At 73.4% G+C, this 17,422-nt stretch carries 14 protein-coding genes, 1 tRNA gene and 1 riboswitch; of the genes, 4 read left to right on the forward strand and 11 right to left on the reverse strand.

What is annotated here, in order from left to right; genetic code table 11:
* The first annotated feature begins 155 nt into the window (after window positions 1-155).
* A complete protein-coding gene (locus tag ABWK59_RS13315) occupies window positions 156-1,430 on the forward strand; it encodes a hypothetical protein (protein ID WP_354640768.1) in 1,275 nt (424 codons plus the stop codon).
* A 127-nt stretch (window positions 1,431-1,557) separates the two neighbouring features.
* On the opposite strand, the gene ABWK59_RS13320 is transcribed toward ABWK59_RS13315, so the two are convergent.
* Together ABWK59_RS13320 and ABWK59_RS13325 are read right to left on the reverse strand one after the other, a co-directional pair.
* Window positions 1,558-2,988, reverse strand: coding sequence for an MFS transporter (locus tag ABWK59_RS13320; RefSeq protein ID WP_354640769.1), 1,431 nt, complete (start codon window positions 2,986-2,988; stop codon window positions 1,558-1,560).
* A gap of 96 nt (window positions 2,989-3,084) precedes the next feature.
* Window positions 3,085-3,399, reverse strand: a complete 315-nt coding sequence (locus tag ABWK59_RS13325) for a DMT family transporter (protein WP_354640771.1) — start codon at window positions 3,397-3,399, stop codon at window positions 3,085-3,087.
* Window positions 3,400-3,454: 55 nt separating this feature from the next.
* A riboswitch (guanidine-III (ykkC-III) riboswitch) is annotated at window positions 3,455-3,519 on the reverse strand.
* 262 nt (window positions 3,520-3,781) lie between these two features.
* Here ABWK59_RS13325 and ABWK59_RS13330 point away from each other — a divergent pair.
* Together ABWK59_RS13330 and ABWK59_RS13335 are read left to right on the forward strand one after the other, a co-directional pair.
* Window positions 3,782-3,856 (forward strand) — tRNA-Cys (locus ABWK59_RS13330).
* A gap of 150 nt (window positions 3,857-4,006) precedes the next feature.
* On the forward strand, window positions 4,007-4,813 hold the full coding sequence (locus ABWK59_RS13335) for a DUF427 domain-containing protein (RefSeq protein ID WP_354640772.1): 807 nt from the start codon (window positions 4,007-4,009) through the stop codon (window positions 4,811-4,813).
* A 104-nt stretch (window positions 4,814-4,917) separates the two neighbouring features.
* Here ABWK59_RS13335 and ABWK59_RS13340 read toward each other — a convergent pair whose 3' ends face one another.
* The 9 genes from ABWK59_RS13340 to ABWK59_RS13380 form a co-directional block, all read right to left on the reverse strand.
* A complete protein-coding gene (locus ABWK59_RS13340) occupies window positions 4,918-6,423 on the reverse strand; it encodes a WXG100 family type VII secretion target (protein WP_420492919.1) in 1,506 nt (501 codons plus the stop codon).
* Between the two features lies 1 nt (window position 6,424).
* Entirely contained in the window at window positions 6,425-6,754 is a 330-nt protein-coding gene (locus ABWK59_RS13345) for a hypothetical protein (RefSeq protein WP_354640775.1), read from the reverse strand.
* 124 nt (window positions 6,755-6,878) lie between these two features.
* Window positions 6,879-8,237 (reverse strand): S8 family serine peptidase, encoded by a 1,359-nt coding sequence (locus ABWK59_RS13350; RefSeq protein ID WP_354640776.1) that lies wholly within the window; start codon window positions 8,235-8,237, stop codon window positions 6,879-6,881.
* 235 nt (window positions 8,238-8,472) lie between these two features.
* Complete coding sequence (locus ABWK59_RS13355; protein ID WP_354640777.1) at window positions 8,473-10,770, reverse strand: xanthine dehydrogenase family protein molybdopterin-binding subunit; 2,298 nt, start codon at window positions 10,768-10,770, stop codon at window positions 8,473-8,475.
* Complete coding sequence (locus ABWK59_RS36615; RefSeq protein WP_420492776.1) at window positions 10,767-11,978, reverse strand: 2Fe-2S iron-sulfur cluster-binding protein; 1,212 nt, start codon at window positions 11,976-11,978, stop codon at window positions 10,767-10,769. Before ABWK59_RS36615 ends, ABWK59_RS13355 begins: the two co-directional genes overlap by 4 nt.
* On the reverse strand, window positions 11,975-12,841 hold the full coding sequence (locus ABWK59_RS13365; protein WP_354644940.1) for an FAD binding domain-containing protein: 867 nt from the start codon (window positions 12,839-12,841) through the stop codon (window positions 11,975-11,977). Before ABWK59_RS13365 ends, ABWK59_RS36615 begins: the two co-directional genes overlap by 4 nt.
* A gap of 265 nt (window positions 12,842-13,106) precedes the next feature.
* Window positions 13,107-14,756: a beta-N-acetylhexosaminidase gene (locus ABWK59_RS13370; protein WP_354640779.1), complete on the reverse strand. Its 1,650-nt coding sequence runs from the start codon at window positions 14,754-14,756 to the stop codon at window positions 13,107-13,109.
* Window positions 14,757-14,825: 69 nt separating this feature from the next.
* On the reverse strand, window positions 14,826-15,107 hold the full coding sequence (locus ABWK59_RS13375; RefSeq protein ID WP_354640780.1) for a DUF3039 domain-containing protein: 282 nt from the start codon (window positions 15,105-15,107) through the stop codon (window positions 14,826-14,828).
* A gap of 72 nt (window positions 15,108-15,179) precedes the next feature.
* The gene (locus ABWK59_RS13380; protein ID WP_354640781.1) at window positions 15,180-15,749 is read right to left on the reverse strand and encodes a YqgE/AlgH family protein; all 570 of its coding nucleotides are present in this window, start codon (window positions 15,747-15,749) and stop codon (window positions 15,180-15,182) included.
* 273 nt (window positions 15,750-16,022) lie between these two features.
* Between ABWK59_RS13380 and murA the strand changes: the two genes are divergently transcribed.
* Entirely contained in the window at window positions 16,023-17,363 is a 1,341-nt protein-coding gene (gene murA / locus ABWK59_RS13385) for a UDP-N-acetylglucosamine 1-carboxyvinyltransferase (protein WP_354640783.1), read from the forward strand.
* Window positions 17,364-17,422 lie beyond the last annotated feature (59 nt).

Genomic DNA, 17,422 nt, shown 5'->3' on the forward strand with positions numbered 1-17,422 from the left:
GTGCAACCCGCCGCGTTTGTCCGTGTCGCACGCCCCGGCGTGCCATGCTGAGCCCGATTCCCCCGGAAAGCCCCATTCGCACATTTATCGGATGGTCAGGCAGTCGGACCGTCATCCTCTTCCCCTGTGCGACTCTCTTGCGATCGGATGTGACCATGGACGCCCTCCCCCGCAGGACCGTGCTCGCCGCCGGGGCCGCGACCGCCGCTGCCCTGGCCGCCGGATGCGCCGCCAAGTCCGGGGGCGGTGGGAGGACCGACCCCGACACCTCCGCCACCGGAGCGGGGGACGCCAGCGCCTCGGCCGCACCGAAGCCCCCCGCCACGCTGATCGGCGACGGCTCCACCTCGGACACCGGCCCCCAGCCCCACCAGCCCAAGCCCGAGCCGCTGGCCCTCGGTCAGCGGCCGCCGCAGTTCGTGGTGTTCTCCTGGGACGGCGCCGGCGAGCTGGACAACAGGCTGTTCACCCGGTTCCGGCAGCTCGCCAAGGACCACGACGCCGCGATGACCTTCTTCCTCAGCGGCATCTACCTGGTGCCGGAGTCGAAGAAGTCGCTCTACCACCCGCCGCAGCACCCGGTCGGCGCCTCCGACATCGGCTACCTCAGCGACGCCCACATCCGCGACACCCTGGAGCAGCTGCACGCCGCCTGGCTGGAGGGCCACGAGATCGGCACCCACTTCAACGGCCACTTCTGCGGCCCCAACGGCGGCGGCAGGTGGTCACCGGAGGACTGGGACAGCGAGATCGAACAGGCGATGTCCTTCGTCATGAACTGGAAGACCAACACCGGCTACACCGACCTGCCCGCGCTGCCCTTCGACTACCGCCGCGAGCTGATCGGCGGCCGCACCCCCTGCCTGGAGGGCCAGCGCGGCCTGCTCCCCACCGCCGCCAAGCGCGGCTGGAAGTACGACAGCAGCGGCCCCGGCGGGCTGCAGGTCTGGCCGCAGAAGTTCCAGGGCGGCGCGCTGTGGGACATGCCGCTGCAGTCCATCCCCTTCCCGGGGCACAGCTTCCAGGTGCTCTCGATGGACTACAACATCATGTACAACCAGTCCGGCAGCAACACCCACGGCGACGCCTCCCGGCACGCCGCCTGGCAGGTGCAGGCCCGGGACTCCTACCTGGCCGGGTTCGAGCGGGCGTACACCTCGAACCGGGCGCCGCTGATCATCGGCAATCACTTCGAGGAATGGAACGGCGGCATCTACATGAACGCCGTCGAGGAGGTCCTCAAGGCGGTGGCGGGCAAGCCCGAGGTCCGCCTGGTCTCCTTCCGCCAGCTGGTGGAGTGGCTGGAGGTGCAGGACCCGGCGGTGCTGCGCAAGCTCCAGGCGCTGGGCCCCGGCGTCTCCCCGGCCGGCGGCTGGGAGGCATACCTCGGCAGCCCCGAACCCTCCGCGGCGGTCAGCCCGGCGGCCTAGGACGGGTCCGGCGCGGGGCGGGTCCGCCGCGGGGCGGGTCCGCCGCGGGGCGGGTCCGCCGCGGGGCTGGTCCGCCGCGGGGCTGGTCCGCCGCGGGGCTGGTCCGGCTCGGGCTCGCCGGCCGGCGCTAGGCCTTGGCCGCCGCCGTCCGTCCGGAGACCGCCGCGCCCGCCAGTGCCACGCCGGCCATCACCACGAAGATCACCGCGAAGGCCCCCGCCGGGGTCGGCCCGCTCCGGACGGCGGCCACCGAGCCGCCGCCCAGCGCCGCGAACAGCACCCCGGCCAGGCCGATCAGCAGCACGTTCCCCAGGGCGTCGCTGAGCTGGACGGCCGCCGAGTTGGCGCCGGTCTCCTCCGGCGCCGACAGCTTCATCATCAGCACGCTGATGCTGGCCACCGCCAGCCCCATGCCCACCCCGCCGACCGCCCAGGCGGCCGCCGCCGTCCAGACCGGCGCCGCGGGCACCAGCACCAGGGCCGCGCCGGCGATCGACACCGCGGTCATGACGAAGCCCAGCCGGATCAGTGCCTCCCGGTGCCGGTCCGCCCAGGGCCGGCCCTGCAGCCAGGAGCCGAGCGCCCAGGAGAGCCCGCCGCTGGTCAGGGTCAGGCCGGCGAGCGTCGGCGACAGGTTCCGCTGGGTCACCATCATCAGCGGGATGAACGCCTCCGCCGCGAAGAAGGCGCCCGCCGCCACCCCGCGCAGCAGGATCACCGTCGGCAGCCCGCGGGCCGCCCGCAGCGTGCCGCGCGGCAGCAGCCGCACCACCGCCGGGAACAGCAGGGCCGCCCCCGCCGCCGCGGGCAGCAGCGCCACCGCGTCCAGCCGCTGGCCGCCGTACTGCAGCAGCCCGGCGCCGACCGCGGCCGTCGCCGCGAGGAGCGTGCGCCGCCGGTCGTACGGGGTGGCGGGCAGCGGGTCCTGGCCGCGCTCGGTACGGCGCAGCGCCGGGCCCATCACGGCGAGCGGCAGCAGGATCAGGGCGGGGACGGCGAGGAACACCCAGCGCCAGCCGAGGTGCTGGGTGACCGCGCCGGAGATCACCGGGCCGAGGATGGAGGGCAGCACCCAGGCCGCCGAGAAGGCCGCGAACACGGCAGGCCGCAGCCGCTCCGGGAAGGCCCGGCCGACCACCACGTACAGGGCGACGATGACCAGGCCGCCGCCCAGGCCCTGGATCGCCCGGCCGGCCACGAACAGCCACATACCGGCGGCCGTCCCGGCGGTCACCAGGCCGGCGCCGAACACCGCGATGCCGGTGAACAGCGGCGCCAGCGGCCCGCGCCGGTCGCACCACTGGCCGGAGACCACCAGGGCGAACAGCGTGGTGGTGAAGTAGCCGGAGAAGGCGAAGGCGTACAGGCCGAGGCCGTGCAGTTCCCTGGCCGCGACCGGCATCGCGGTGTTCACCGCCGTGGCCTCGAAGGCCAGCAGCAGGACCACCGAGACGATCCCCAGCGTCAGCGCGCGGTACGGGCCGCTGAGCACACCGCCGGCGGGGTCGTCGAGGGGTGCGGGCGTGGGGTCGACCGAGGTGGGGGAGGCTGTGGTCATGGGATTCATCGTAAGACCCGTGCGGCCGGATGACTCCTGACTTCCGGCCCGCTCCCCCTCGGTCGGAGGGCCTAGGACCCGGCTCCGCCGCCGCGCTCAGTGCAGCAGTTTGAGGCCCACCACGCCGGCGAGGATCAGGACCAGACAGGTGATCCGGGCCGCGGAGACCGCGTCACCGAGCGCGAGCATCCCGTACAGGGCCGTGCCGAGTGCTCCGATGCCCACCCAGACGGCGTAGCCGGTGCCCAGCGGGATGCTCCGCATCGCGTACGCCAGGCCGCCCATCGACAGGGCGAGCGCCACCGCGAACAGCGCGGTCGGGACGGCCCGCGAGAACCCCTTGGCCGCTTCCAGGGCGACCGCCCAGACGGTCTCCAGCAGGCCGGCGACGATCAGTACCACCCAGGCCATGACGGCGGGCTCCTCACGCAGTAGTGGGCGGCAGCCTCTGCGCTGCCACCGCTGTACCGCGCCGTCTTGTCCTGCCGGGTACGACGCACCTCGTCCGGGGCGGCCGCGGGGGCCGCCTCTTGGTTCCCTCCGACCGTAGCACGGCCGACACACGGAATTCATAGGCGGATATTGACGCACCTCGCCCGCAGGCCCTTATAGTGAATTCACCAACAGCGGAGACGACGGGAGTCGGGCGATGAACGGGAAGACGGCGGCCCTCGCGGCGTACCGCACCTGTGCCCCCTGTTGCCGCTGTACCGCGTGTCGCACCTGTCACGCCTGCTGCGCCTGAGCGCGCACACCCCTTGATTGCAGGGCCCCGAAGCCCCGTTCCCCCCCACGCCGTGTGCCCGAGTGGCCCAGGGAGCCGCCTGCAAAGCGGTGCACGCGGGTTCGAATCCCGCCACGGCGTCCATCCGTCGAATTTCCCGGCCCGCGCTTTCCCGCGCACGGCCGGGAAATTCGGCACGCTATTCACGCAGCGCAATTCACCGAACGGCCGAGAATGCCGTCCGGGCGGAAATTCCGGGCGTCCGCGCGGGGTTGCACGGGTATGAGCACCCCCATGGACACCTTCGGACAGCAGCACGGGCAGCCGCACGGGCAGAAGCTCGGGCAGCAGGATGGGCAGGCGCACCGGCCGCGGGTCGAGCCGTGCGCCAAGCGGATCCGCGCCTTCCTCGGCGGCCGGCCGGTGCTCGACACCGTGCGGGCCAGGCTGGTGTGGGAGCACCCGGCCTTCCCCGCGTACTACGTCCCGGTCGCCGACGTCGGCCCCGGGCTGCTGACCCCGACCGGCCGGACCAGCTCCCGGCCGGGCCTCGGCGAGGGCCGGCTGTTCACCCTCGCCTCCGGCGGCCGGACGGTGAAGGACGCGGCCTGGCGGTACGAGGACTCCCCCGTCGAGGAGCTGCGGGAGCTGGTCCGGTTCTCCTGGCGGGCGCTGGACGCCTGGTTCGAGGAGGACGAGGAGGTGTACACCCACCCGCGGGACCCGTACAAGCGGATCGACATCCTGCCGTCCTCCCGGCAGGTCGGGATCGAGCTGGACGGCGTGGTGGTGGCCGAGAGCGGCCACCCGTCCCTGCTGTTCGAGACGGGCCTGCCGGTCCGGTACTACCTGCCCCGCACGGACGTCCGGGCCGACCTCCTGGAGCCCGGCACCCGGACCACCCACTGCCCGTACAAGGGCGCGGCCGAGCACCTCTCCGTCCGGGTGGGCGACGAACTGCACCAGGACGTCGCCTGGACGTACCGGACCCCGCTGCCCGAGAGCCAGCGGATCGCCGGGCTGGTCGCGTTCTACGACGAGCGGGCGGACATCCACGTGGACGGGGTGCTGCAACCGCGTCCGCACACGCCCTTCAGCTGAGCCGGCCGCCGCACGTCCGGACCGGCCCGCGCAACACGCCGAGGGGCGTCCCCGCGACTGCGGGAACGCCCCTCGGACGGTCAGGCCCTACGCCGTGGAACCGGTCACTCGATCACCGGCGGGAGGGCGGAGCCTCCACGCCAGGTCTCCTCGTCCTCGACCAGGTAGTCGGGACGGTGACCGTCCTTGCCCTTCTTCTTGTTGCCGGCCGCCGAGCCCGGGGCACCGCCGTGCATCCCGCCGGCGCCACCGGCGCCCGCACCGGCCTGGCCACGGCCCTTGCCCAGGCCCGAACCGCCCTCGGTGAAGGCACGGCCACTGGCGTTGCCCGGCTTGGCGGCACCGAACGCGCCGCCCTCGCGACGGACTAGGCCGCTGCTCTTGCCGCCGGCGCCGCCACGGGCACCGCCGCCGCCCATACCGCCGCCCATGCCACCGCCCATACCGGGCGCGCCCGAGGCGCCGGCCTTGCCCTGGCCGGCACCGGCACCCGCGGCACCCGCGCCGCCGGCACCCGCACCACCGCGGCCGGCCGAACCACCGCCGGCGCCGCCGCTACCACCGGCGATACCGCCGCGGCCCGTGCCACCACCGGGGATGCCACCGCCACCGGGACGGGAGCCGCCGCCCGGGATGAGGCCGCCACCGGGGAAGCCACCGCCACCCGGGAAGCCACCGCCGCCGCCACCGCCACCACCGCCACCCGGCGGGTTGATCCCGCCGCCGCTGTGGATGGGCGGGACGGTGGTACGGCCGGGCTGCGTGTCGGCCGGCGGCAGGCTGTTGAGGTCCGTACCGGGCCGCGTCGGCATCGGGCTCTCCGGCGTACCGATCGGCGGGACAGTGGGGTTCCGGGGATCCGTCGGCGGGATGCCGGGGCTCCGCGGGTCCTGGATGTCCGGCCGGTTCGGCTGACCGCCACCGGGCTTGTCACCCGTCGACGGCGGACCGTCGGGGTAGCGCGGGGTCGGCGGCTTCGGGGGCAGGAAGCCGGGGGGCGTGGGCTGGGTGGGCTTGCCCGGGTAGCCGTCACCGCCGTTGATGTCCCCGCCATTGTCGTCCGGAGCCTTCATGTACTTGGCCGCTTCTTCGTACTGAGGCGCCAGGTGCTCCATGACGGCGATGGCGTACTGGTGCGCCACCTCGGTCGCCGACAGCTCGGAGGCGTGCTTGTCCACGGCCGCCGTACGGTCCATGGTCCTGAGGTCCGCGCGGAAGGCGGCGTCCGACTCCGCGAAGCCGTCCTCCAGGGTCTTGCCGACCCGGTCCCAGAAGCCGGGGACCTTGATGCTGTTCATGACGTCACGGCTCTGCGCGAGGGCGTCGCCGGCGTACTGCATGGCATTGGAGGTGTTCTGCGCGTGAGCGGCGGTGTTCACCAGGCTGGTCTGGAGGTCACCACCCTTCTTGGCGAACCCCTGAGCAGCCGCCCCCTCCCAGTGGGAGGTAGCGTGGTCGATGGCGGCGCGCAGGTCCGAGGCGGCCTGCTGGAGCTCCTCGTGGACGTTCTTCCAGTGCTCGGCGACCGCGTGGATCTGGTCGGGCTGGGAGTTCCCGATCATGTTCTTCAGCGGGATGAGGTCGTAGTCGTCGAACCGGTTGCCGGCCATCTCAGGCACCCCTCTCCTCGTAGCGCCTCATGGTCGCCTGGCCCTCGTCCTCACGAGCCTTGTAGCTGTCGGTGACCGTCTGCGTCTTGTCGCCGTACTCGTTGATGAGGGCGTCCAAGTTCGAGATGGTCTGGCTCAGGAAGACCTGCATGTTGCTGTGGGCGCTGTAGAGCGCATTGGCCTCGGCGAACTCGCCGCCGAAGGCATCGCGGGAGATGTCCGTCTTGTACTTGGTGTTCGTCCCGCACGTGCTGATGTTCTGCTGGAGGGTCCGCAGTCGTCTCACGACTGCCTCCAACTCGTCGGTGTTGACGCGGTATCCCTCGGACACGCGACCCTCTCCCCCTGGAGACTCGTTGCTTCCCCGTGACGGCACCCCGAGGGGTGCATGCTGCTGATTGTTAGAGCGTTCGATCGTATCGCTTCTCGGCGACAGGCTGACAGCCCGTCAACCGTCACTGGCCACCGTTCTGGTACGGGTTGTTCTGGTACGGCTGGTGGGGCTGCTGCGGCGAGTAGCCGGGCGGCGGCGCCTGGTTGCCGTACGGCTGCTGGGCCGGCGGCCAGCCCGGGGCTCCGCCGTGGGGCGGCTGGCCCATCTGCTGGGGCGGGAGCTGCGCCTGGGCGCGGCGCTTCCGACCCGAGACCGTCACGGCGATGATGATGAGCAGGACCACGACGACGACGGCCACGGCGGCCAGGATGAGCGGGGTCGACGAGGAGGACTTCTCCGTCTCGGGCTCGGGAAGAGCCGGAGCGGGCTTGGCGGTGCTGCCGTCAGGCGCATTGGTCGCCCCGCCACTCGCCTTCGTCGTCGGGCTGGCGCTCGTTGCGGAGACCGCCGCCAGTGGCCCCTGCTCGGGACCGGCAGGAATGTCCTGGGTCAGCGCCTCATAGGGGCGGACGATGCCGTACCCGTACTTGGCATCGGGCAGCTTGGCGCCCTTCAGTGCGGGCGGCACCATCGCCGACTTGACCAGGCGATTGGCCACCTGGCCTGCCGTCAAGTTTGGGTACTTGGCTCGCACCAGAGCCGCGGTGGCCGACACGAACGCGGTGGAGATCGACGTACCTTCGCCCATGCAGTACGGATTCGCACCACCGTCACAGGAGCCAGCCGTGATGACCTTCACGCCTGGAGCGGTGAGCATCACCTCGGGGCCGTAGTTCGACTTCGCCCAGACGGTGGAGGTCTTGTCCGTCGCGCCGACCGCCAGGACGCCGGGCCGATTGGCCGGGCTGCCCACCGACGTACCGTCGTTGCCCGTGCCCGCGACGACGAGGACATCGTGGCTGGCCGCGTAGGCGAGCGCGTCAGGGAACTTCAGTCCCGGGCCGGTCAGGGTCTGCGAGATGTTGATGACCTTGGCGCCGTTGTCGACCGCCCAGCGGATCGCCTCGGGGATCACGTCCTTGTCGTTGGCGTCACCCTTGTAGGCGGGAAGGATCTTGACGCCCGGGGCCAGACCGAGGATGCCGTCGTTGTCCCCGTGGCCGTGCCCGGCGATCACGCTCGCGACGCCGGTGCCGTGCCCCACCGTCGGCTTGGTGTTGAGGCCGCGACCGCTCTGGTCGAAGCCCGGCAGCACCTGACCCGTGAGGTCGGGATTGTTGGCGTCGACTCCGCTGTCGATGACCGCGACCTTGATGCCGTCGCCCTTGGTGACCGACCAGACCTTCTGCAGGTCGAAGTACTTCTCCGCCCACTGGTCGTCCCGGATCCCGTCCGCCGAAGCAGTGGGTGCCGCGCTCAGCAGCAGTGCGCTCGACAGTGCGGTGGCGGCGAGCACCCGCACGGCTCTGGTCAGCGTCATCGGTCCCCCGTCAGTCCTCTACCGCGGCACGGTCGTTGCAGCGATCCCCGTGCGCGAGGCACAGGGCCTTTCGATCGTATCTCTCGGCCGCCTGACATGCGCAGCACCCCACGCACTACGCACGGTCCGTCCGCAACTTCGCAGGTCCGCGAGCAGACTTCACCCCGTCAACAACGACGGCCCGACGGGTGCACCCGGTTGCGGTGCACCTGTCGGGCCGTCAGTGGCTCGGGAATCAGCCGACGATCGCGTCCTCCGGCGGGATCGGCAGCCGGCCGACCGGCAGGCCGGTGGCGGCGCGGACGGCGGCCGCGACCGCGGCGGGGGCGACCACCGCGGGGGGTGCGCTGACGGCCTTGGCGCCGAAGGTGGCGACCACGTCGCGCTCCTCCACCAGGGCGGCGATCCGGATGTCCGGGGTGTCCAGCGAGGTGGGCAGCCGGTAGCCGGTGAGCGAGGGGTTGACCGGGCGGCCGCCCTCGATCCGGAGGTCCTCCAGCAGGGCGAGTCCGACGCCCTGGGCGACGCCCGCCTCGATGCGGTCCTCGATCTGTCGCGGGTTCAGCGCGCGGCCGACGTCCTGGGCGACGGTCACGTCGACCACCCGGACCGCGCCGAGTTCGATGTCCACGTCGACCACGGCCCGCATCGCGCAGTACGCGATGGAGACGAAGGCGTCGCCCTGGCCGGCGTCGTCCAGCGGCTCGGTCGGGTGCGGGCGGCACTGGGCGGTGGCCCACAGCTCGCGGCCCTCCAGGGCCTCCTCGACCGGCATGCCGAGCACCCCGTCGTAGGAGGTGATCTTGCCGTCGGAGATGGTCAGCAGCTCCACCGACATGCCGAAGTCGGCGGCGATCGGCTGGAGCATCTGGTGCCGGACCATCAGCGCGGCGCGCTCCACGGCGCCGCCCGACACCCAGGTGTGCCGGCCGCGGGCGGAGGGGCCGGCCGCGGGCTGGTCGCTGTCCACGGGGGCGACGTACACCTCGCTGACGCCCAGGGTGGACTGCACGATCTGCCGGGCGAGGGTGGCGAAGCCCTGGCCGGAGTCGACGGCGGCGCAGATCACGGTGGCGTGGTCGCCGCTGACCCGGACGGTCGCGGTGGAGACCTCGTCCTCGCCCTCGGCGCCGAGCATGTGGACCATGCCGACGGCGTAGCCGATGCCGCGCCGGACGGCGGCCGGGTCGCCGGCGCCGCCCGGGCCGCCGGGCAGCAGCCAGTCGGCCTCCGGGTCGTCCACCGGCAGCGCGGGCAGCGGGAACTCGGCGAGCGCGTCCAGCAGTCCGGCGACGGGCGCGGGGCAGGTGACCGCCTGGCCGGTGGGCAGCGGGTCGCCGGTGGCCATGGCGTTGCGGCGGCGGATCTCCAGCGGGTCCACGCCGACCCGGGCGGCCAGCTGGTCGAGCTGGCTCTCGTACGCGAAGCAGGTCTGCAGGGCGCCTTCGCCGCGCATCCGGCCGGCCGGCGGGTTGTTGGTGCGCACCGCCCAGGCGTCGACCAGGACGTTGGGGCAGGTGTACGGGCCGACCGAGAAGGCCACGGCGGCGGCCAGGGCCTCGGCGGAGACGTCGGCGTAGGCGCCGCCGTCCAGCAGGATCTGGGCCTCCACCTTGACCAGCCGGCCCTCGGCGTCGGCGTGGTGCCGGTAGCGCAGCAGGGCGGGGTGGCGGGTGGTGTGGGTCTGGAAGGACTCCTCGCGGGTGAGGGTCATCTTCACCGGGCGTCCGGTGCGCAGGGCGAGCAGGGCGAGGGTGACCTGGAAGGAGAGGTCCTCGCGGTCGGCGGTGGCGCCGGGCACACCGGTGACCACGACGCGGACCCGGTCGGGCTCCAGGCCGAGGCAGGTGGCGGCGCGGTCGCGGTCGCCGTGCGGGTCGGTGGTGGAGAGGTGGAGCTCCACGCCGCCGTCGGGGCGGGGCACGGCGAGGCCGGCCTCGGCGCCGATCGGGGCCGGGTCCTGGCGGCCGACCTGGTAGAGGCCCTCGACGATGATCTCGCCGACCGCCTCCTGGTCGCCGGTGCGCAGCGGGACGTGCCGGAAGAGGTTGCCGTCGGGGTGCAGCGGCGGGGCGTTGAAGGCGGCCTCGGGGTCGGTGACGGCCTCCAGCACCTCGTACTCGACGAGGATGGAGGCGGCGGCGAGCCGGGCGGTGTCGGGGTGGTCGGCGGCGACCGCGGCGACCGGTTCGCCGTGGTGGCGGACCACGCCGGAGGCGAGCACCGGGCGGTCGGCGACGATCGGGCCGTGCGGGGCGCCGTCGGGGGTGCCGTCGGGGCCCGGGGGGAGGTCGGCGGCGGTGACCACGGCGTGCACGCCGGGCAGGGCCAGGGCGGCCGAGGTGTCGATCCGGACGATCCGGGCGTGCGGGTGGGGGGAGCGCAGCACGGCGCCCCAGAGCAGGCCCTCGGCCCAGAGGTCGGCGGCGTAGGGGTAGATGCCGAGGGCCTTGGGGAGGGCGTCGGTGCGCAGCGGGGAGCTGCCCAGGCCGAACGGCTCGGCGGTGGCCGTCTCGTCTGCGGGCGAGGTCATGCGTGGTCGTCCTCGGGGAGCCGGATGCCGTGGGCGGGGGTGGTGCCGTCGTACGCCGTGCCGTGCTGGGGCGCGGGGATGTACGTGCCGTGGGCCGGGGTGATGTCGTGCGGCTGTCCGTCGTGGGCGGTGCCGTGCGCGGGGGCGGGCTCGTAGCCGGCGGTCTCGTACCCGGTGGGGTCGTAGCCGGGGACCGGGTAGCTGCCGGTGTCGTAGCTCACCTGGGGGAAGCTGCCGGTCTGGTAGCCGGCGGCGTCGTAGCCGGTGGGCTGCGGGGGCACGACGGGGTACGAGCCGGTCTCGTAGGAGGGGTCGTAGACGGTGCCGTGCGGAGGTGTGGGGTTGTACGCGGTCCAGCCCTCGTCGGGCTGGTAGGCGGCGGGCTCGTAGACGCCGGCGCCGGCCGAGGTGGGCTGGTCGGGGTAGGGCTGGGCGGCCTCGTGCCAGAGCTCGGAGTCGGCGTAGAGCGGGAGTTCGCCGGCCAGCGGGAGGTCGGCGACGGACTGCTCGGTGGCGATCCCGGCCACACCGGCCACCCCTGCCACCCCGGCCGCACCGGCAGCAGCACCAGCGGCACCCGCACCGGCGGGGTCGCCCGGAACGGCGGCGTCCTGCGCGGTCTGGGCGTCGGCGGCGGACCCGCCGGCCGCCTCCGCGGCGGCCTCGGCCGCCGCGAGCTCGGCCTCCAGGGCCGCCTCGCGGGTGTCGGCGACGGTCTGGACGGCGGCCAGCACGCCCCGGTAGCCGGTGCAGCGGCAGAGGTTGCCGCAGAGCGCCTGGCGGGCCTCCACCTCGGTGGGGCGGTGGTTGCGCTGGAGCAGGTCGTGGACCGCCATGGCGAGGCCGGGGGTGCAGTAGCCGCACTGCACGGCGCCGGACTCGGCGAGGGCCTGCTGGACGTCGCTGGGGCCGTTCTCGGAGAGGCCCTCGACGGTGGAGATCTCGCTGTCGGCGGCGAGCGCGGCGGGCACCAGGCAGCCGGCCACCAGCTGGCCGTCGACCTGGATCGAGCAGGCGCCGCACTCGCCCTGCTCGCAGCCGCCCTTGGCGCCGGCCAGGCCGAGGCGCTCGCGCAGCACGTACAGCAGGCTCTCGCCGATCCACGCGTCGGTGACCGGCCGTTCGAAGCCGTTGACGCGGAGCGTGTACGAGGCGCAGGGCCGTACGTCCACGCCCAGCGGGTCGCCACCCATGAGGTCGTCCGTCACTTCAGCGCCCTTCCCAGTGCCCGGCGGGCCAGCACCGCTACCGTACGCCGCAGCCGCAGGACGGCCGTGCCCGGCCCCTCGCCCGTCGGGTCGGGCATGCCGTCGGGGACGCAGGCCCCGGCCACGTAGTCGCCGAAGGCGGCGAGGGCGGCGGGGTCGATGGGGACCGCACCCTCCTCGCCGCGGGCGTCCCAGTCGATGCAGCCGGCCACCCAGGCCTCGGCCTCCAGCGGCCGCAGCGGTACGGGGGCGACGGCACCCACGGCGCAGCGGACGGCGCGGCGGGCGGGGTCGAGGACGACGGCGACGGAGGCGTTGGCGCGGGCGGGGCCGCTGCGGCCGGTGGACTTGAGGAAGACCTGGGGGGCGTGCAGCAGCGGGACGCGGATCCAGGTGAGCAGCTCGCCGGGGCGCAGCGGGTCGAGGCCGGTGAGCAGGTGGCTGATCGGGACCTCGCGGGTGCTGCCGGCCCGGGCGAGGGTGGCGCCGGCCTCCAGGGCGGCGAGCACGGGGAGGGTGTCGCCGGTGGGGGCGGCGGTGGCGATGTTGCCGCCGAGGGTGCCGACGTTGCGGACCTGCGGGGGTCCGGCGGTGCGGGCGGCGTCGGCGAGGGCGGGGATCAGGGCCGCGAAGTCGGGGCGGTCCATCCGGGCGTGGGTGAGTCCGGCGCCGAGGACGGCGGTGCCGCCGTCCTCGTAGCGCCAGCCGCGCAGTTCGGTGATCCGGCCGAGGCCGATCAGCGCGGCGGGGCGGAGCCGTCCGGCGTTGACGGCCTCCATCAGGTCGGTGGCGCCGGCCACCGGGACCGCGCCGGGCGTGGCGGCCAGCGCCTCGACGGCCTCGTCGACCGAGGCCGGCAGCATGATCGTCCGGTTCACCAGGATTCCACCGTGCTCCACTTGCTCATCAACTGCCCGTCCCGACCCGCGGAGCGGCCCGCCCGTAGGGTACGGGCGACCGGTGCGGGTCGGGCAACTCTGGCACACGTCCGTCGGCCGTCGTCTCCCGGGTCTCCGACAGCCGAGCGGCCCGAGCGGGAGCCTTCCCCTCCCCCCGTTTCGCAGACCATTATCGCGATGCCGGGGCGACATCGACACCGCCTGTCCCGACGATCTTCACGCCGGGGTCTCAGTCGGCCGGGCGGCCGAGCACCCCGGGTCGCCGTTGCCAGGGGCGGGGTCCGTCGGGGCGGCGGTAGTCGACGCCGAGGGCGTCGAGGCGGGGGTAGTGGGCTGCCATCCGGCGTTCGAAGTCGGCGTAGTCCCGTTCGGCCGGGTCCCTCGGGAGGTCGGACCAGGCGACCTCGGCGAAGGCGGCGAGCCGGGGAAAGGCACGGTAGTCGACGTCGCGGGCGTCGTCCATGAACTCGGTCCACAGATTGGCCTGGGTGCCGATGACGCGGGCGGCGGCCCCGCCGTCCTCCGCCTCCGCCAGCTCCGGCGGGACGGGTTCGAAGCGGTACACGTCCTCCAGGGTGCGGACGGTGCCGACCGGGATCGGCTCGTCGGACCCGGGGGCCTGCCGGTGGTCGAGGTAGACGTGCTGCTCGGGGCACATCACCACCGCGTGGCCGGCCCGGGCGGCGGCCACGCCGCCCTCGTAGCCGCGCCAGGAGGAGACCGCCGCGTGGGGCGGGAGGCCGCCCTCCAGGATCTCGTCCCAGCCGATCAGGCGGCGGCCGCGGTCGGCGAGCCAGCGGTCGAAGTGCCGGATGAACCAGCTCTGCAGCTCGTCCTCGTCGGCCAGGCCGAGCTCCTTGATCCGGGCCTGGGCGGCGGGGCTGGCCCGCCACTGGTCCTTGGGGCACTCGTCGCCGCCGAGGTGGACGTACTCCGAGGGGAAGATCTCCAGGACCTCCTCCAGGACGCCCTCGAAGAACCGCAGGGTCTCCTCGGAGACGTTCAGCACGTTGGGGTTGATCCCCCAGTCCGTCCAGACGCCGAGCGCGGCGGTGTCCACCACGTCGGTGTTGCCGAGTTCGGGGTAGGCGGCGACGGCGGCCTGGGAGTGGCCGGGCAGGTCGATCTCGGGGACGACGGTGACGTGCCGCTTGGCGGCGTACGCGACGATCTCGCGCAGGTCGTCGCGGGTGTAGTAGCCGCCGTGCGGGCGGTCGTCGTGGCGGCCGGCGGCGCGGAAGCCGACCATGGAGCGCTCGCGCCAGGCGCCGACCTCGGTGAGCCGGGGGTGGCGTTCGATCTCGATCCGCCAGCCCTGGTCGTCGGTGAGGTGCAGGTGCAGGACGTTGAGCTTGTGCGCGGCGATCAGGTCGATGAACCGCAGCACGTCGGACTTGGGCAGGAAGTGCCGGGCCACGTCGAGCAGCACCCCGCGCCAGCCGAACCGGGGCGCGTCCTGGATCTCGCCCATCGGCAGCACCCACGCGGCGCCGGGCAGCGGGGCCCTGCGGTAGGCCTGCGGGCCGAGCAGCTGCCGCAGGGTCTGGGCGGCGTAGAACAGGCCGGGCCGCCCGCCGCCGCGCAGGAAGACCCCGTACTCGTTGACCGAGATCGCGTACGCCTCACGGCCCCGGTCGGCGCGCAGCTGCGGGTCGAAGCGGAGTTCGATGGTCCGGGCGCTGCGCCGGCCCTCCTCCAGGGTGCAGGCGTCGAAGGTGAAGCCGGTGGCCGCGGCCAGCTCGGAGCGGAGCCAGCGGGCCACGCCCTGGGCGCCGTCCTCGGCCGCGATCCTGGTGGTCGGGGTGAGCCGGGGGTTCCACGGCCCGCTCTCCGAGTCGGGGCGGGCCTGGACGCGGTTCGGGGCGGGGATGAGGTCCATGCGCCTCATCCTGCCCCGGTGGGCCTCCGGTGGCATAGACCACTGCGGGGCCCTTCGCGACCCGTGGGATCAGTTCTTGCCCTTGCCCTCGTCGCCCTGCTCCGAGTGGAGGCCGTCGAAGATCTCCTTGCACATCGGACAGACCGGGTACTTCTTCGGGTCGCGGCCGGGCACCCAGACCTTGCCGCACAACGCCACCACGGGAGAGCCGGAGAGCGCGCTCTCCATGATCTTGTCCTTCTGGACGTAGTGGGCGAAGCGCTCGTGGTCGCCGTCTCCGTGCGACACCTGCGGGACGGGCTCGACCAGGGTGCCGGTGCCGAGGCCGCGCTCGGGCTCAAGAGTGCTCATGGGTGCCAAGTCTATGGGGGCGGCCGAGAAGCGGGCCAGTACCGCCGGGCGGGGCCCGCGCGGCCCGCCCGGTCAGTTCATCGTCGGGTCGTCCGGGTACGTGGCCAGCAGCGCCAGCGGGCCGCGCTGGCGGCGCAGCACGGACCGCCACAGCCGGGCCGGGTCGGGGGAGAACACGTCGCCGCTCTCGCAGTCGACCAGGTACCAGGCGCCCTCGGCGATCTCGGCCTCCAGCTGGCCCGGGGACCAGCCCGAGTACCCGGCGAAGACCCGCAGGCCCCCCAGCTCCCCGGCCAGCACCTCGGGCGGGGCCTCCAGGTCGACCAGCCCGATCGCGCCGTGCACCCGGCGCCAGCCGAGCGGCTCGGCGTGACCCTCCTCACCGGGGACCACGGCGATGGCCAGGGCCGAGTCCAGCGCCACCGGGCCGCCCTGGAAGACCACCGGCGGCTGCCCGGCCAGGTCGGCCCAGCCGTCCAGCACACTGGCGACCTCGACCGGTGTGGGACGGTTGAGCACCACGCCGAGCGCGCCCTGGGCGTCGTGGTCGAGCAGCAGGACGACGGCCCGCGCGAAGTTCGGGTCGGTGAGGTGGGGCGTCGCGACGAGCAGTCGGCCGGTGTGCGAGGGGGCCGGGGTCATGCTTCACATGATCCCGCAGTCCGCGGCGGGACGGGCCCCCAACACGAAACCCGCGGCGACCGATCGCGAACACCCGTACGGCCGTACCGGGGGAGCCGTTCCGGCCCCTCCGGAAGCATGATCACCAATAGGGCACACAGGAACCAATCGCCCACCCTCTACCATCTACTGATGGTGGAAGGGCCTTCTGCTCCGGTGGAAGCTCCTTCCACTCGCGTTTTGCTCTGCCCGCAGCCGCAAGATCCCCCCTGCGCACCCCGGATTGCGAGAACGATGACCGACGACGTCCTGCTGGTCCACGGCGGAAACCCGCTCGAAGGCGAGATCCAGATCCGCGGTGCCAAGAACCTGGTCCCCAAGGCCATGGTCGCCGCCCTGCTCGGCCAGGGCCCCAGCCGGCTGCGCAACGTCCCGGACATCCGTGACGTCAAGGTGGTCCGCGGCCTCCTGCAGCTGCACGGCGTGACCGTGCGCACCGGCGACGAGGACGGCGAGCTGATCCTCGACCCGTCCCACGTGGAGAGCGCGAACGTCGCCGACATCGACGCGCACGCCGGCTCCTCGCGCATCCCGATCCTGTTCTGCGGCCCGCTGCTGCACCGCCTCGGCCACGCCTTCATCCCGGGCCTGGGCGGCTGCGACATCGGCGGCCGGCCGGTCGACTTCCACTTCGAGGTGCTCCGCCAGTTCGGCGCCTCCATCGAGAAGCACCCGCAGGGCACCTACCTGGTCGCCCCGCAGCGGCTGCGCGGCACCAGGATCGAGCTGCCCTACCCCTCGGTCGGCGCGACCGAGCAGGTGCTGCTCACCGCCGTCCTCGCCGAGGGCGTCACCGAGCTGCGCAACGCGGCCATCGAGCCGGAGATCGTCGACCTGATCTGCGTGCTGCAGAAGATGGGCGCGATCATCTCGATGGGGACCGACCGGACCATCCTGATCACGGGTGTGGACGAGCTCGACGGCTACAACCACAAGGCGCTGCCGGACCGCCTGGAGGCGGCCTCCTGGGCCTGCGCGGCGCTGGCCACCAAGGGCGACATCTACGTCCGCGGCGCCGACCAGATCCCGATGATGACCTTCCTCAACACCTTCCGGAAGGTCGGCGGCGCCTTCGAGATCGACGACGAGGGCATCCGGTTCTGGCACCCGGGCGGCGAGCTCAAGGCGATCGCCCTGGAGACCGCCGTGCACCCGGGCTTCCAGACCGACTGGCAGCAGCCGCTGGTGGTCGCGCTGACCCAGGCCAGCGGCCTGTCGATCGTCCACGAGACGGTGTACGAGTCCCGGCTGGGCTTCACGGGCGCGCTGAACCAGATGGGCGCGCACATCCAGCTCTACCGCGAGTGCCTGGGCGGCACGCCCTGCCGGTTCGGCGCCCGCAACTTCAAGCACTCGGCCGTGGTCTCCGGCCCGTCCAAGCTGATCGGCTCCGAACTGGTCATCCCGGACCTGCGCGGCGGGTTCTCGTACCTGATCGCGGCGCTGGCCGCCGAGGGCACCTCCACCGTGCACGGCATCGACCTGATCAACCGCGGCTACGAGAACTTCATGGACAAGCTCCGTGACCTCGGCGCCCACGTGGAGCTCCCCAGCGCGGAGCCCGTCGAGGCCTGACCAAGGCCCCCGGACACGACCGTGGCCGGCCTCCCCGAGCGGGGAGGCCGGCCACGTCG

Origin of the sequence: Kitasatospora sp. HUAS MG31 (genome assembly GCF_040571325.1) — a bacterium.
GTDB lineage: Bacteria > Actinomycetota > Actinomycetes > Streptomycetales > Streptomycetaceae > Kitasatospora > Kitasatospora camelliae.

What these genes read in the sequence shown, in the direction of transcription:
- ABWK59_RS13350 (WP_354640776.1), bottom strand. Translation starts at nt 8,237, where the DNA reads ATGACGCTGACCAGAGCCGTGCGGGTGCTCGCCGCCACCGCACTGTCG.
- ABWK59_RS13370 (WP_354640779.1), bottom strand. Translation starts at nt 14,756, where the DNA reads ATGGACCTCATCCCCGCCCCGAACCGCGTCCAGGCCCGCCCCGACTCG.
- ABWK59_RS13325 (WP_354640771.1), bottom strand. Translation starts at nt 3,399, where the DNA reads ATGGCCTGGGTGGTACTGATCGTCGCCGGCCTGCTGGAGACCGTCTGG.
- ABWK59_RS13375 (WP_354640780.1), bottom strand. Translation starts at nt 15,107, where the DNA reads ATGAGCACTCTTGAGCCCGAGCGCGGCCTCGGCACCGGCACCCTGGTC.
- ABWK59_RS13335 (WP_354640772.1), top strand. Translation starts at nt 4,007, where the DNA reads ATGGACACCTTCGGACAGCAGCACGGGCAGCCGCACGGGCAGAAGCTC.
- ABWK59_RS13380 (WP_354640781.1), bottom strand. Translation starts at nt 15,749, where the DNA reads ATGACCCCGGCCCCCTCGCACACCGGCCGACTGCTCGTCGCGACGCCC.
- murA (WP_354640783.1), top strand. Translation starts at nt 16,023, where the DNA reads ATGACCGACGACGTCCTGCTGGTCCACGGCGGAAACCCGCTCGAAGGC.
- ABWK59_RS13365 (WP_354644940.1), bottom strand. Translation starts at nt 12,841, where the DNA reads ATGCTGCCGGCCTCGGTCGACGAGGCCGTCGAGGCGCTGGCCGCCACG.
- ABWK59_RS13320 (WP_354640769.1), bottom strand. Translation starts at nt 2,988, where the DNA reads ATGACCACAGCCTCCCCCACCTCGGTCGACCCCACGCCCGCACCCCTC.
- ABWK59_RS13315 (WP_354640768.1), top strand. Translation starts at nt 156, where the DNA reads ATGGACGCCCTCCCCCGCAGGACCGTGCTCGCCGCCGGGGCCGCGACC.
- ABWK59_RS13340 (WP_420492919.1), bottom strand. Translation starts at nt 6,423, where the DNA reads ATGGCCGGCAACCGGTTCGACGACTACGACCTCATCCCGCTGAAGAAC.
- ABWK59_RS13355 (WP_354640777.1), bottom strand. Translation starts at nt 10,770, where the DNA reads ATGACCTCGCCCGCAGACGAGACGGCCACCGCCGAGCCGTTCGGCCTG.